Origin of the sequence: Streptomyces sp. NPDC014727 (assembly GCF_043083485.1) — a bacterium.
Classification (GTDB): Bacteria; Actinomycetota; Actinomycetes; order Streptomycetales; family Streptomycetaceae; genus Streptomyces.
Genome location: NZ_JBIBYR010000056.1, coordinates 1 through 15514 on the forward strand (window position 1 = coordinate 1; position 15514 = coordinate 15514).

The following is a 15514-nucleotide window of genomic DNA, read 5'->3' on the forward strand; positions in this document are numbered from 1 at the left end:
GTTTGGGGTGGGGGTTCTTTTTGTGGGGGTTGTCCCACCCCAAAAATTGGGCCCCCCCCCCCCCCCCCGCGGCCCCCCCCCCCCCCCCCCGGGGGGGGCCCCCCCCCCCCGCGGGCGCCCCCACTGCCGATCTCCGTCCCGATCTGGAGCCCCCATGTTCCCCATGCCTCCCCCGTTCTGGCGCGCCGCACTTCCGGTGCTCGTCTGTCTCGCTCTCGCCGGTTGCTCCTCGGGGGCCGTGGACGCCGCGTCCGACGCACCGGGCAGCAAGACGAGTGCTCCTCTCGCCCCCGCGAAGGACACCGCCCCCGGCGGCACCGAAAAGCCCGAGGGATCCGAGCCCGCGGCGTCCCCCGTCCAGCTCAGCATTGCTTCGATCGGGGTGAACACCCCGCTGATGCGGCTGGGTCTGAACGAGGACGGCACCGTCCAGGTCCCGCCCGCCGAGAAGGGCATGACGGCCGGCTGGTACACCGGTGGCGCCGCCCCCGGCGAGCGTGGCGCCGCGGTCCTCATCGGACACAACGACACCCGTTTCGGCAAGGCCGTCTTCCACGATCTGAAGAAGATCGGCAAGGGTGCGGACATCGCGATCCGCAACGACCGGGGAGCGGAACTCCACTTCCGGGTCACCGGAACCGAGTCCGTCAGCAAGAAGGCCTTCCCGACCAAGAAGGTCTACGGCGCCACCGACGAACGCGTGCTGCGTCTCATCACCTGCGACGGCGCCTTCGACGCGCAGGGCCACCCGGTGGACAACCTCATCGTGTACGCCACACGGAGCTGACGGCGACCGCAACCGTCGTCCCCGGCTCGTATCGACGGCGTAGCCGGTGCTTCGCTCTGCAGCGCGGGGATACTGATGCCCGCCCGCGCGGCCCCACTGACTGCTAATTTTGCAGGGATCACGCGCAGTTCCTGGTGGGGGAACCGCTGGGTTCAGAAGGCGGGCTACGGATATGCAGATCTCTCAGGTCCTGGACAAGGTCGACGCAGGCGACATCGCTCTGCCGGAATTCCAGCGCGGCTATGTATGGACTCGCGACCAAGTACGCGGCTTCTTCCAGTCGTTGTACCGTGGATACCCGATCGGCGGCTTCCTCACCTGGAGCACCAAAGCCGAGAAGGCCGACACGCGAGGCGGCTTGTCCGGCAAGGACGGCACGATTCAGCTCCTGTTGGACGGTCAGCAGCGGGTAACCACGCTGTACGGCGTGACCCGCGGCCGGCCACCCCGCTTCTTCGAGGGCAACTCATCGACGCTGGCCGGGCTGCACTTCAACCTCCAGACCGAGGCCTTTGAGTTCTACGCGCCGGGGAAGATGAAAGGCAATCCCGTCTGGGTCGATGTCTCGGCTCTGTTCCAGGGCGGCCTGGGCAGCCAACTGCTCGCCGTCACGCAGCTCGCGGGTCAGGACGCGGCGCTGCAGGGAGCGTTCATCGAGCGGCTCAACCGGATCACCCAGATAAAGGACCGCACCGTCCACGTCGACGAGGTCACCGGTGCGGACAAGACCATCGATGTCGTCGTGGACATCTTCAACCGCGTGAATTCGGGTGGTACCAAGCTCTCCAAGGGAGACCTGGCGCTGGCCGCCATCTGCGCGAGCTGGTCGGCGGCACGGCCCACCATGAAAGAGGCATTGGGCAGTTGGTCCGCAGCCGGCTTCGACTTCAAGCTCGACTGGCTGCTGCGTAACGTCAATGCCGTACTCACCGGCGAGGCGCAGTTCTCCAAGCTCGCGGATGTCGATGTGGCGCTGTTTCGTACCGGTTTGACGGAGACCGTCGACTCCATCTCGTACCTGCTCAACGCGCTCGGCGGACGTCTCGGACTCGACCACGGGCGGGTTCTGAGCGGCCGGGCCGCATTCCCGGTCATGAGCCGTCTGCTTCACCACCACGGCGGCCGGTTCCCCGATGCCATGACCCGCGACCGCCTCTTCCACTGGTACGTCCACAGCTTCCTGTGGGGCCGCCACACCGGCGCCACCGAGACCGCGCTCAACCAGGATCTGCAAGCGATCGACGACGGCGGTGTCGACCAGTTGATCAGTGTGCTGCGCCGCAGTCGTGGTGGTCTGCTCAAGGTCCGTCCCGACGACTTCGTCGGCTCCAGCATGGGCTCCCGTTTCTATCCCCTTCTCTACTTGCTGACGCGGGTGTACGGGGCCCAGGATTTCGTCAGCGGCGTGCCCCTGCGGGACGGCATGCTCGGCCGCCTCAGCTCTCTTCAGGTGCACCACATCTTCCCCAAAGCCCGCCTCTACGAGCACGGATACAGCCGCGCCGAAGTGAACGCCGTGGCCAACTTCTGCTTCCTCACCCAGGACACGAATCTTCGGATCGGGGCAAAGAATCCGGCCGAGTACCTGGAGGAGATCGAGATCCACGTGCCGGGCTCGCTGGCGACGCAGTGGATCCCCATGGATCAGGAACTCTGGCGGATCGAGAACTATCCGGAATTCCTGGCTGCCCGCCGCGAACTACTGGCCGGCGCCGCCAACGACTTCCTCCAGGCCCTCCACGACGGCCCTTCCCCGGTAGAACTCCAGGCGTCAACCGCTCTCACCACGGTGCAGACTGCCGTGGCAGTGACCGAGTCGGATGACGACGAGGAAATCCCGGGCCTGGCTGCCCTCCTTTCGGAGCTCGCGGAGGCGGGCCTGGCCGCACCAGAGCTGGACAGCGAGGTGAGCGACCCCCGCACGGGCGCCGCCATCACCGTCGCTGCCGCCTGCTGGCCCCAGGGGCTCCAGCAAGAGGTGGGCGTACCCGTGGTCCTCGCCCCGGACAACACACCCCAGGAGCTGGCTGCGCTGGAAGCCGGCAACTACCGCGTCTTCCACAGCACGGACGCCCTGCGCCGCTTCATCGGCAACGCGCGCGGGGAGCAGGTAGTGGCCTGACCGGGTAGGTGTGTCCCCGCGAACACCCAGTTCCCTCCGCTCGCGCGAGCTTCACGAATCGTCCGGACTCCGTCACCCATGGATGCGGCCGCTCCTCTCCACTGTCGTAGCAGTCGGCTCAGCCGACCTTCTTCCATTCCTCGCAGCGGTTCGTTTTGAAGTACTCGCCCTTGTTGAGCGTCACGTGACCGGGGCCGTTCAGATTGTTGTTGGCGATGATGGAGCCGAACTCCCCGCTCGAGTCCTTCGCCCGCTCCCAGTAGCAGCCGAACGAACCGTCCGGCCCTGCGGACTTGTACGTGCCCGCTGCGATGTCCTCGCCGACCAGGTACTCCCCGTCGCCGTTGAAGCTCGTGGCCGGGCCAGCCGGTTCCGTCTTCTTCGGCTCCTTGGGCTTCGCGGTCACCGTCTTGGTCACGGTCGGCGCGGGACGGGTCTTGGCGGTCTCGGTCGCCGTCACGGTCGGTCCCGGCTTCACCGATCCGCTCGCCTTGGCGTCCGCATCGGCTTCCCCGCTCGATCCGATCCCCGTTCCGATGAGCAGAGCGACCAAAGCGACCGCACCGTGCGTGAGCCAGGCCTTGCCGCGCGAGGGCTTGCGCGGCGGGAGGGCGACGGGAGGGGCCGTGCCGACGTGCTGGGGTGCCTGGTAGGGGCCGGGGCCCTGGTGGTGGGGAGTGGTCATGATGTGCTCCAAGTCGGGTCTGTTCGGGGTTGGTTCGGGTTCGGGCGTGTTCGGGATGTTGGCGCCGCTGCTGCGAGCCGGCGGCCCCGAAGGTGCAGGCGTGCGCGATTCGGCGCCTACTGGCCGCGGATCCGGCGTCCTGCCTCGGTGCCGGGGTAGAGGATCGCGTCGGCTACTCGGCCGCCGGAGTCCTTGACGCCGCCGCTGAAGTTGAGGCGCCCGGTCGCACCCGACTTCGCTGCCACGCCGTCCCAGTAGCGGGCCACGCGCTCCCACCTGATGCCGGAGAGCAGCCTGTGCAGTTCGTCGGCGCCCAGCGCGTTCACCGGGTCCGCCCACGCCGTGGTGTGGTGCACGGCGATGCCCAGGCCTGCCAGCACGGCCGGTGCGGTGAGGGCGCTGCGCGAGACGAAGTGCTCGCTGCGTTCGGCGATGAGGCGGGCCAGCAGCGGCACGATGCTCTGCTCGACCTGCTCGGCGCTCGTCCCCGTGGGCAGCTCGTCCTCGTGGACAGTCTCCGCCGACCGGGACAGTCCGCCGCGCCCGTAGACCGCCGTGATCACGAGCGCCCGCAGCGCGGAGAGAGTGATGACCTCGGCGTCGGTCTTCCCCACCTGTCGCTTGCTGGCGTTGACGAGCTTGGTGAACGGTACGAGCTTGCCATCGATGTCGACCTTGACGGCGTCGGCGACGCGGTGCGCGAGGCGTGTGGCGAAGTCCCGCTGGTCCATGGACATGGCCAGGTTCTTTGCGACGACGACGCCCTGCACGTTGCGGTCGTAGAAGATCTGCCGCGCATCGGCCACGGTCAGGTCCACGTACAGCTCGAACGGCACGCGCACCTGGGCGAGTTCGGCGTACGTGAGCCCGTACCGCTCCGGGTCGTCGTACAGCTCGTGCCATGCGGTGGTCTGTGTCTCGCCGTCGATGGCGACCACCGAGGTTCCGGGCGTGATGGTCAGGGTCCGCAGCCCGGTACCGGGCAGCAGCTCGTCGCTGAGCGCGGCGAGCGGTCCGGCGTGCCAGAAGGTGATCGGCGGGGTGGACCAGCCGGCACCCAGCTCCCCCTTCACGCCGTCGGCGATGTACTCGGCGTACGAGCCGACGTTCTTCCCCTTCTGCGTGGACTTCAGCGCCCGCTGCACCAGCGAGCGCAGTTCGGCATGGCGGCGCACGGCTCCGGACGCCGCCTTGAGCGTCTTCGTGTCCTCTTCGCGGCGGGGCGACGGTACGAGCTGGACGAGCGTCGGTACGGACATGGTGTCGATCACGGCGTCCGCACGGAACGGCATGACGGTGAGCTGGGTCCCCTCGACCACGGCGGTCGGCATGGTGATGCGCACGGCTGTTCCCCCCAAGGGATCGACATGAGACAGGCACAGAGGTGTGCTGCCCGGTCGGCGAGCGCGACCCGGAAGCGATGCTAGATAAGCATCACCGTGAAAGCACTGTCAAACGCCTTGACGGATTTGACGTCCGGTGTAGGTTGTTAACAGCTCACTATCGAGAGGCCCAGGACTCCCGCCATGCCCCAGCCATCCGCACAGGTGACAGCCGCCGAGATCTCACGCATCGCGGGAGTCACGCGCGCCACCGTCAGCAACTGGCGCCGTCGGCACGACGACTTCCCGGCCCCGTCCGGAGGCAACGAGAGCAGCCCGCTGTACGACCTGCCGGCCGTACGGGCCTGGCTGGATGCACGAGGCCACACAGCGGCGGTGAGCTCGCTGGAGGAGCTGCGCACCGCGTTGCGCCTGCGCCCGCAGGGCAGCCGCATGACCGGCCGGTTCCTCCCGCTCGTCCTCGCCGCCGCCCGTCACACGCCGGACGAGCTGACAGCGCTGGCCGGACTGCCGGACGCGGACCTCGTCGCCCACGCGGACGACGCGGCTGCACATCTCGCGGACACGATCCCGGCGACGGAGTCCATCCACGCCTCGGGCGGTGACGCTGCGACGCTGCGGGCGCTGCTCCTGTGCGTACGCGACGAGGGCGGCGACGCCACACTGAGCGTGCTAGCCGAACGGGAGCTGGAGGAGAGCGCGGCCAGTGGCACCTACCAGACCCCCGCCCCGCTCACGGATCTCGTGGCCCGGCTCGTCCCCGGCCCGATCACCCGCGTACTCGACCCGGCCTGCGGCAGCGGCACCCTGCTCGCGGCGGCTGCCCGGCGCGGTGCGACGGAGCTCTACGGTCAGGACAGCGTTCCGGTGCAGGCCCAGCGCAGCGCGGTGAGCCTGTCGCTGGCCGCACCGGATGCGGCGGTCACGGTACGCACGGGCGACAGCCTGCGCTCCGACGCGTTCCCACAGCTCGCCCCCGACGCCGTACTGTGCAACCCGCCCTACGGGGACCGCGACTGGGGTCACGACGAACTGGCCTACGACCCGCGCTGGGCCTACGGAGTGCCGCCGCGCGCCGAGTCCGAGCTGGCCTGGGTCCAGCACGCGCTCGCGCATCTGATGCCGGGCGGCTACGCCATCCTGATCCTTCCGCCGGCCACGGCCTCGCGCGCCTCCGGGCGCCGCGTACGGATGGAGTTTGTACGCAGCGGTGCCCTGCGGGCAGTGATCGCCCTGCCGACCGGAGCGGCGGCTCCGCTGCACGTGGGGCTCCAGATCTGGGTCCTGCAACGGCCCGAGCCGAGCGGCCCGGAGCGCAAGTCCGTACTGTTCGTCGACACGTCCGAGGCGCCGGGCCCGGGGCGGGCCGGTGAGACCGCCGCGGCCGGTTCTCGCGGGGGTGGGACACGCTCGGGCACGCGGGGCGGCAGCCGCGCTTCCTTGGACTGGCCGACGCTTACGGACCAGGTGCTCACGGCGTGGGCCGCGTTCACGGACGCCCCCGACGCATTCACCGACGAGCCCGGCATCGCACGCGCGGTCCCGGTGGTCGACCTCATCGGCGATGTCGTCGACCTCTCCCCCGCCCGGTACGTGCTTGTCTCTCGCACCGATATCGAACCGGCGGAGCTCGAGCGGGAAGCGGACGACAGCCGCCGCCGTCTCCTCGCCTCCGCCAAGTCCCTGGGCAGGGCGGCGAGTTACGCCGACTGGCAGGCGGCTGGGTCGGCGGTGCGCGAGTGGCGTACGGCAACGGCGTCCGACCTGGCACGAGGCGGCGCGCTCACGCTGCTGCGTACGGCACCCGACGCCAAGGAGCTGAAGACCCCGCAAGGCGCGACCGCCGTGCCGACGGCCGCCGCAGTCCTGACGGGCGCGGACATCGCGCGCGGCACGGGCCCGACCGGCGACCCGTCCGAGCTGCGCGTGGACTCCGCCCCGGTGATCGCTGCGGGCGATGTGCTCGTACGGTCGCTCGCGGGCGGCAGCGGGCCGATGGTCCGAGTGGCGGGCGAGCCGGACGAGGGGGCACTGCTCGGCCCGCAGGTCCATCTCTTCCGCCCCGATCCCACGCGGCTCGACCCGTGGTTCCTCGCGGGCTTCCTGGGCGCGGAGGAGAACATCGCAGGCGCATCGACCGGCAGCACGGTCCTGCACGTCAGTCCGGGGCGGCTGCGCGTACCGCTCCTGCCGTTGGAGGAGCAGCACCGTTACGGGGAGGTGTTCCGCCGCGTCCACGAACTGAGGACGGAGGCGCGGCGTGCGACGGAGCTCGCGGAACAGACGGCGCGACTGCTGGCGGGCGGGCTGACAGGGGGCGGGCTGGTCCCATCGTCGGCCGGTCACGCCTCCAACGATTCGGCCTGAACGACACCACCACCTTCACGCATCCATCACACTTGTCCGAATCCGCTCCGGTTGGGGTGGGCGGGTCCGAAAGGAAACCGGGAAATCCCTTGAACAGCAGCAAGCACACGGAACTGGCGAACCACGCCTGGTCCGTCGCCGACCTCCTGCGCGGCGATTACAAGCAGTCGGATTACGGCAAGGTCATCCTTCCGTTCACGGTGCTGCGCCGCCTGGAGTGCGTCTTGGAGCCGACGCGCGAGAAGGTCGCCGAGACGGCAGCCCGTTTCGAGGGCCAGGACATCGACACGGACCACTTCCTGCGACGGGCCTCGGGCCACTCGTTCTACAACAAGAGCGACCTGACTCTGAAGAAGATCGTCGGTGACCCACAGGGCGCGGCGGCGAACCTTCAGCGGTACGTCGGTTCCTTCTCGGACAACGCCCGTGAGGTCCTGGAGAAGTACGAGTTCAATCAGCAGGTCAGGAAGCTCGACAGCGCGAACCTGCTCTACCAGGTCATGGGCAAGTTCACCGACCTGGATCTTCGCCCCGAGGTCGTACCCAACCACAACATGGGCTACATCTTCGAGGAGCTGATCCGTCGCTTCTCCGAGCAGTCGAACGAGACCGCGGGTGAGCACTTCACCCCGCGCGAAGTCATCAAGCTGATGGTCAACCTGCTGATCGCCCCGGACGGCGACGCACTCAGCCTGCCGGGGGTCGTACGCACAGTCATGGACCCGGCCTGCGGCACGGGCGGCATGCTCAGCGCGGCCGAGGAGCACATCAAGGTCCTGAACCCGGACGCCACTGTCGAGGTATACGGACAGGAACTCAACCCGGAGTCGTGGGCGATCTGCCGGTCCGACCTGATGATCAAGGGCCAGGACCCAGAGAACATTGCCTTCGGCAACTCCTTCTCCGACGACGGCCATTCACGGGAGAAGTTCGACTACCTGCTGGCGAACCCGCCGTTCGGCGTGGAGTGGAAGAAGGTCAAGGAGGACGTCGAGTACGAGTACAAGAACCTCGGCGACTCCGGCCGCTTCGGAGCGGGCCTGCCCCGCATCAACGACGGCTCGCTCCTCTTCCTCCAGCACATGATCTCGAAGATGAAGCCGGTGGACGTGAACGGTGGGGGCGGTTCGCGCATCGCCGTCGTCTTCAACGGTTCCCCACTCTTCACGGGCGCGGCCGGTTCGGGTGAGTCGGAGATCCGCCGCTGGATCCTGGAGAACGACTGGTTGGAGGCGATCGTTGCGCTCCCAGACCAGCTCTTCTACAACACGGGCATCTCCACGTACTTCTGGATCCTGACCAACCGGAAGGACGCGCAACACAAGGGCAAGGTCGTGTTGCTGGACGCGCGCGATCAGTGGGTGAAGATGCGCAAGTCGCTGGGCGACAAGCGCAAGGAGCTCGGCGACGGCACCGGCAACAAGCCCAACCACATCGCCGACATCACCCGCCTGTACGGGGACGCGGTGGCGGCTGGGGCGGATGCGGAACACCCGCTGCACGGCAAGGTAAAGGTCTTCGACAACTCGGCGTTCGGCTACCAGCGCATCACGGTGGAACAGCCGTTGAAACTGCGGTTCGAGCTGACGGGTGAGACGCTGGCGGCGCTGCTCGCATCGAAGCCGGTGCAGAAGTGGGCGGAGGAGCGCTTCCTGCCCCGCGAACCGGAGCTGGCGGCGAAGGCGAAGGCCCGGCGGAAGCTGACGGAAGAGGAAGAGGCGCAGTTCCGGAAGCTGGCAGAGGCTGAGGCGCAGGTGCTTGGAGATGCCTTGAGCCCGCTGCTGGGCTCAGAGTGGGCAACCAAGTCCGAGGCGCAGGTGGCGGTGCGGAACGCCATGGTGGAAGCCGGCGTCCAGGGCCCGACCGGTGCGCCGTTCACGAAGGCACTGCGGGACACGGTGGGGGTCCGGGACACGGAGGGCGAGGTCCAGACCGTCAAGGGTCAGCCGGAGTCGGACAGTGAGCTGCGGGACTACGAGAGCGTGCCGCTGTGCGAGGACGTCGAGGAGTACCTGAAGCGGGAGGTTCACCCGCACGTGCCGGAAGCGTGGATTGACCACACGAAGACGAAGGTCGGGTACGAAATCCCGTTCACGCGACACTTCTACGTATACGAGCCGCCGAGGCCGTTGGCGGAGATCGACACGGAGTTGAAGGCACTTGAGGCGGAGATTCAGGCACTACTGGGGGAAGTGACACTGTAATGACCAATTCTTCGAATACCCCGCTTCGCTATGTTCTGCGTCCGGTGGAGAGGACGGGATTTCCCGACGCCACCGTCCTGTCCGTCTACCGTGATCACGGAGTAATTCGCAAGGACTCCCGCAGCGATAATCACAACAAAACGCCAGCAGACTTGTCCCGATACCAGCTAGTACAGCATCACGATCTGGTCGTCAACAAGATGAAGGCCTGGCAGGGGTCATTGGGAATTTCAGGGCACGAAGGGATCGTCAGCCCAGACTACCTCGTCTGCAAGTTGACCCCAAACACCCATCCCCGATTTCTCCATCACTTGCTGAGATCCGGCCCTCTCATCGGAGAATTTAAATCGCGATCGAAGGGAATTCGACCCGCTCAGTGGCGCCTCTATTGGGATGACCTGGCTCAAGTCAGTGTGACGCTCCCAGATTTGGATGAGCAGTGTCGCATCGCCCACTTCCTTGACGCCGAGACCGCCCGCATCGACCACCTCCGCAGCAGGTTTAGTCGCCAACGGAGCCTGCTGGATGAACGCGAAAGCACTTCACTTCCACTCACGGTCGCAGGAGCTCGACTCGACGACGAAAGCGTCAATACTGGCCTGGGGTGGCTACCTGCCATGCACCCCCGTGCTCAGCTCGTGCCGCTCATCAGACTTCTACAGCTTCAACGAGGCGCAGATCTCTCCGAAGACCAGCGCAGGAAGGGGAGCGTGCCCGTCGTTACAACCGCTGGCCTCGCCGGATGGCATGATGTAGCACTCTCCGAAGGACCCGGCGTTGTGATCGGGCGATATGGCTCAGTGGGCAATGTGCACTGGGTCGAGACACCATACTGGCCACACAACACTACGCTGTACGTGAAGAACTTCAATGGCAACGACCCCCGCTACTGCTATCACGTACTCCGTTCGCTTCCTTACGAAATGGAGCAAGCTCGTGCAGCAGTCCCAGGGGTGAATCGAAACGACCTACACCGCCAGAAAGTTGCTCTCCTGCCTCAAGACCTTCAACGGCGTGTTGTGATGCAGTTGGATACTGATGCAGAGCGGTTGGAATCGACTCAAAAGAGAATCAAGCGGGCCGAATCGCTGCTCATCGAACGCCGCCAAGCTCTCATCACCGCCGCCGTAACCGGTCAATTCGACGTCTCCACCGCCAGCGGACTCAACGTAACGGACGGAGTCCACCCGTGAGCCCCATCCACAACGAGTCCGCCTTCGGCGATGCCATAGTCGCCGCCATGACCGAGCGCGGCTGGCGCGAGGCGCGGCCCGAGGACTACCAGGCCGACCTCGGGCTGGACACCAACGAGCTGTTCACCTTCCTCGGTGAGACGCAGATCAACGAATGGAATGAACTCCTCACCGTCTACGGCAACAACGTCAACGACGCCCAGCACGGCTTCGCCCGGCGCCTGGACAAGGCGATCAGCGAGGACGGCCTGCTCAACGTCCTCCGCAACGGCGTCAAGGACCGGGGCGTCCGCCTTCGCGTGGCCTACTTCAAGCCGAATTTGGTCGCCGACGACTCCGTCCTCGACGGCTACCGCGCCAACCGCCTCACCGTCGTACGCGAACTCGCCTACGCCACCAAGCAGGCAGACTGGAACAACCGGCTCGACCTGACCCTGTTCCTCAACGGAATCCCGGTCGCCACAGCCGAGTTGAAGAACCCGCTCACCCGGCAGGGCGTCGAGGAGGCCAAGGAGCAGTACCGCACCGACCGCGATCCCACCGAGCTGATCTTCACCCGCCGTGTCATCGCGAACTTCGCGGTGGACCCGGATCTCGTCTTCGTGGCGACGCAACTCCGGGGCAAGAACACCCGCTTCCTCCCCTTCAACACCGGCTCGAACGGTGCCGGCCAGCCCGGCGGCTCCGGAAACCCCGCCCCGACCGCGTACGGCACGTACGCCACCTCCTACCTGTGGGAACAGGTCTGGGCGCGCGACAACTGGCTCGACCTGCTCCAGCGCTACGTGCACCAGCAGAAGACCAAGACTCCCGGCGGAGGCACCACCAAGTCGACGATCTTCCCGCGTTTCCACCAGTGGGACGTGGTGAAGAAGCTGACCGCACACGCGGCGACCCACGGCGTAGGCCAGAACTATCTCGTCATGGCCTCCGCCGGCTCCGGCAAGTCCAACACCATCGGTTGGCTCGCCCACCGCCTCAGCGATCTGCACGCGGACACCGACCCGCGCGTACTCGACCCGGAAGCCGTGGAGAAAGGCCGCCTCAAGCCCGGCGCACCCGTCTTCGACAAGGTCATCGTCATCACCGACCGCCGCAACCTGGACGCCCAACTCCGGGAAACCGTCGGCAGCTTCTCGCAGACCGAGGGCCTGGTCGTGAAGATCGACGAGAAGCACGGGGCGAAGAGCGAGCAGCTGGCCCGCGCGCTGTCACGCGACACCGGCAAGATCGTCACGGTCACCCTGCACTCGTTCCCGGCGCTCATCGACTACATCCAGCGCAACCCGACCGAGATCAAGGGCACTAACTTCGCGATCATCGTGGACGAGGCGCACTCCTCGCAGTCCGGTGGCGCCGCCACGGACGTGCGTGCTGTACTCCGTGACCTCGGTCTGGACTCCGATTCGGCGGATCAGGGCGCAACCGCCGTCACCGTCGAGGAAAAGCTGAAGAAGAAGGCCACGGAACGCTCCCAGGCCGCGAACCTCTCCTACTTCGCCTTCACCGCCACTCCGAAGGCCAAGACGCTCGAACTCTTCGGCACGGAACACACCGTCGACGGCAAGAACGTCTACCGCCCCTTCCACACGTACTCCATGCGCCAGGCCATCGAAGAAGGCTTCATCCTCGATCCGCTGCGCAACTACGTCACGTACGACACGTATTGGAAGCTGGTGAACCAGAACCCGGACGAGCGCGAGGTGGACCCCTCCAAGGCCAACGGCCTGCTCGCCCGCTACGCGCTCACCCACGAGTACACCGTCTCCCAGCACGCCCAGGTGATCGTCGAGCACTTCCTCGCGCACTCCCGAGGCCGGCTCGGCGAGCGGGCCAAGTCCATGGTGGTGACGGCCTCGCGGCATTCCGCCGTACAGATGGCACGGGCGATCAAGAGTTACATCAAGGACCGGGAGTACGACACCAAGTACCCGGACCTGGGCGTCCTAGTCGCGTTCTCCGGCTCGCTCACCATCGACGACGAGGAGACGACCGAGCCGAAGGAGAACGGCGGGATCGCCGAGAGCGCGCTGCCGAAGGCGTTCGCGTACACCCGTGCCGATGACAAGGCCGTGGCGGCCGGTGGGCGCGGGCAGCAGGAGTACAAGATCCTGGTGGTCGCGGAGAAGTACCAGACCGGCTTCGACCAGCCGCTCCTGACGACCATGTACGTCAACAAGAAGCTGACCGGCATCTCCGCCGTGCAGACACTCTCCCGCCTCAACCGCACCGCGGATCGCAAGTCGCAGGCCGACCTCGCGGTCCTGGACTTCGCCAACGACGCCCAGGACATACAGGACGCGTTCCGCCCGTACTTCGAGGAGGCGATGACTCTCCCCTCCGACCCGAACCTGCTCTACACAGCGCAGAGCCGTGTCATGTCGGCGCCGATCATCTCCGAGCCGGAGATGGACGAGTTCGCCGCCGCGTACTTCGCCGCGAAGGAGAAGGCGGCCGGTTCGCAGGCCAAGTGGGAGAAGCTGCACGCCGAGCTGTACCGGTTGCTGTCCCCCGCCGTCGCCCGGTTCACGCCCCTGCTTGAGAGCGAGGAGGACGACGACGTGGAGACCGCCGAGGACTTCCGCGCCGACCTCACCGACTACGTGCGCAAGTACGGATTCCTCGCCCAGATCGTGCCCTACCGGGACTCCGAGCTGGAACGACTACACCTCTACGGCCGCTACCTCCTCAACCGGCTTCCGCGCCGCGCCGACGGTGGCGTCGACATAGGCGAGATCGACCTCAGCCATCTGCGGGTGGAGAAGTCAGGCGAGCACGACAAGTCACTCACCGCCGAAGGCCCGGCAGAACTCAAGGGGTTCGGGGAGGGCGCGGGCGGCGCTGCGGAGGCCGAGAAGTCGCTGCTGTCGGAGCTGATCGAGAAGTTCAACGCCAAGTTCGGCACCGACTTCACCGAGGACGACGTCAGGCGGCCCTTCGATGAGGCGAAGGCCGACGGCAAGGTGCGAGCGGCGGCCGTCGTCAACGACGAGGACAACTTCGGCAAGGTCTTCGACAAGGTCTTCGCCGACAAGATGGCCGACCACATCGACACCATCGCCGGCATGGGACGGCAGTACTTCGGGCCCGACAAGGGGTTCAAGTCCAGCCTGGACCGTAGCGCGCGCCGGGCGGCGTGGCGGATGATCCGCCGCGAGGAGGGCGTGGAGGAGTAGTCCCACCACACACAGGAGGGTCCCGCCGTCACGCCTGCGCGGCGCGGCGGGACCCTCCGGGCATTGTGTGCCTCAGTCGGCGACGAGGCCGATGAATCCGGCCCACGCTCCTGGCCCAACGGTCAGCATGGGGCCACTGAGCTGCTTCGAGTCGCGGATGTGCACGTGCGTGGCCGCAGCGGCGAACTCCACGCACTGACCGTCTTCAGCCCCGCTGTAGGTGCTCTTGCGCCAGGCGACCTCCACGCATTCGCCGCCTTCGCCACTGCTGTAGCTGCTCTTGAACCACGCCGATTCAGGCACGGTCCGCACATCCATCCGGCTGATCATTTCTCTCCCAGGAGTCCCTCGACGACGTCCAGCGATTCGCGCGGTGTCAGGGCCTGAGCTCGAATGATCCCGTACTGCTCCTCAACATCCCGCACCACCGCCCAGTCCGTGTGCAAACGGCTGTCTCGCTGAACCTCAACGTAGGCCATCCTCCGCCCGTCATGTTTCTCGATCAAGGTAAATGGCCCGGCAAGACCGCAGTGCTCCGTCCGCTCAGTCGGCATCAACTGGACTTCGACGTTGCGCCGCTGCCCGTGAAGGATGATCTGCTCAAGCTGGCCTTGCAGCACGGCCCAACCGCCAATGGGCCGTCGCAGCACCGACTCTTCGATCACGAAACTGAGTGTTGGCATGGGTCTGCGAGCGAAGATTGACTGGCGGGCCATGCGTGCTGCTACGCGCTGTTCGATCGTCTCTTCGTCAAGGAGCGGGCGTCGCATGGTGAACACGGCTCGTGCGTAGTCCTCGGTCTGCAACAGGCCCGGAACTGCCAGCGTCGCGTAGACGTGAAGGGTTACCGCCTCCGCCTCCAGCCGCGCCATGTCCCGGAAGAACACCGGGTACTGCGCCCGCGCAACCTCCTCCTTCAACGCCAGCAACAAGCCCCCGGCCTCCAGCACCGCATCCGCCTTGTCGATGAACGCCGGCTGCGGGATCCGCCGCCCCTGCTCGAACGACGCGACGGACTGCGCCGCGTACCCCACCCGATTCCCGAACTCCGCCCGGTCCAGGCCCGCCCGCATCCGTAGCAGCTTCAACTGCCGCCCGAACGCGGTCATCACACCCGAACCCGGTTCGTCCTCCGGCCGCTTCCCGGACTCGGAGCCCCCATCCGTCCCCGTACCAGCAACCGTCTCGTCCTGCGTCATCGCCACCGCCTGTCCCACGTGCGTACAAGCTGGACGCACGCCACGTACAGCCAGCCCGCGACGGCGCGTCACCCCTGGTCACGCTACGCCACCAAGCGGCAACGTGGAGCCATGACCAGTAATCCACCACTCCCGGTACGCCCCATCCGCACCACCCAACCGCGCCTCCCCTGGCACCACTTCACCATGCGGTTCAGCTCCGCGCGGTGCCCGTCTCGCCCGACGCCTGTCCCTCGACGCCTGGGGTATCCCGTACGACAGCGACACCCACGACACACTGACTGGGTCGTGCTGGAAGTGGGAATGCCATAGGCCCGGCGTGGCAGCTGGCCGTTTCACTCGGCTAAGCCTTGATCCACCGATTCGGTGTCTGTGGATAACTCTTCTTGGAACGAGGAAGTGCCTTGTGACCTGCGATGATGGGAGTTCTTCAGGCTT

10 protein-coding genes are annotated in these 15514 nt (G+C 66.7%); 6 read left to right on the forward strand and 4 right to left on the reverse strand.

Annotated features, from left to right (window positions below):
- The first annotated feature begins 154 nt into the window (after positions 1–154).
- Entirely contained in the window at positions 155–787 is a 633-nt protein-coding gene (locus ACF1B9_RS37365; RefSeq protein ID WP_391746893.1) for a class F sortase, read from the forward strand.
- Positions 788–959: 172 nt separating this feature from the next.
- On the forward strand, positions 960–2909 hold the full coding sequence (locus ACF1B9_RS37370; RefSeq protein WP_391746894.1) for a DUF262 domain-containing protein: 1950 nt from the start codon (positions 960–962) through the stop codon (positions 2907–2909).
- 118 nt (positions 2910–3027) lie between these two features.
- On the opposite strand, the gene ACF1B9_RS37375 is transcribed toward ACF1B9_RS37370, so the two are convergent.
- Positions 3028–3594 (reverse strand): hypothetical protein, encoded by a 567-nt coding sequence (locus ACF1B9_RS37375; RefSeq protein WP_391746895.1) that lies wholly within the window; start codon positions 3592–3594, stop codon positions 3028–3030.
- Between the two features lie 116 nt (positions 3595–3710).
- Complete coding sequence (locus ACF1B9_RS37380; RefSeq protein WP_391746896.1) at positions 3711–4937, reverse strand: DNA sulfur modification protein DndB; 1227 nt, start codon at positions 4935–4937, stop codon at positions 3711–3713.
- Positions 4938–5120: 183 nt separating this feature from the next.
- Here ACF1B9_RS37380 and ACF1B9_RS37385 point away from each other — a divergent pair, with 183 nt between their 5' ends.
- From ACF1B9_RS37385 to ACF1B9_RS37400, 4 genes are all read left to right on the forward strand, one after another.
- Positions 5121–7304 (forward strand): N-6 DNA methylase, encoded by a 2184-nt coding sequence (locus ACF1B9_RS37385; RefSeq protein WP_391746897.1) that lies wholly within the window; start codon positions 5121–5123, stop codon positions 7302–7304.
- An 89-nt stretch (positions 7305–7393) separates the two neighbouring features.
- Positions 7394–9508, forward strand: a complete 2115-nt coding sequence (locus tag ACF1B9_RS37390; RefSeq protein ID WP_391746898.1) for an N-6 DNA methylase — start codon at positions 7394–7396, stop codon at positions 9506–9508.
- Positions 9508–10701: a hypothetical protein gene (locus ACF1B9_RS37395; RefSeq protein ID WP_391746899.1), complete on the forward strand. Its 1194-nt coding sequence runs from the start codon at positions 9508–9510 to the stop codon at positions 10699–10701. Before ACF1B9_RS37390 ends, ACF1B9_RS37395 begins: the two co-directional genes overlap by 1 nt.
- Complete coding sequence (locus ACF1B9_RS37400) at positions 10698–13877, forward strand: type I restriction endonuclease subunit R (protein ID WP_391746900.1); 3180 nt, start codon at positions 10698–10700, stop codon at positions 13875–13877. Before ACF1B9_RS37395 ends, ACF1B9_RS37400 begins: the two co-directional genes overlap by 4 nt.
- Before the next feature lie 72 nt (positions 13878–13949).
- Here ACF1B9_RS37400 and ACF1B9_RS37405 read toward each other — a convergent pair whose 3' ends face one another.
- Positions 13950–14180, reverse strand: a complete 231-nt coding sequence (locus tag ACF1B9_RS37405; protein ID WP_391746901.1) for a DUF397 domain-containing protein — start codon at positions 14178–14180, stop codon at positions 13950–13952.
- 23 nt (positions 14181–14203) lie between these two features.
- Positions 14204–15076, reverse strand: a complete 873-nt coding sequence (locus ACF1B9_RS37410; RefSeq protein ID WP_391746902.1) for a helix-turn-helix domain-containing protein — start codon at positions 15074–15076, stop codon at positions 14204–14206.
- Positions 15077–15514 lie beyond the last annotated feature (438 nt).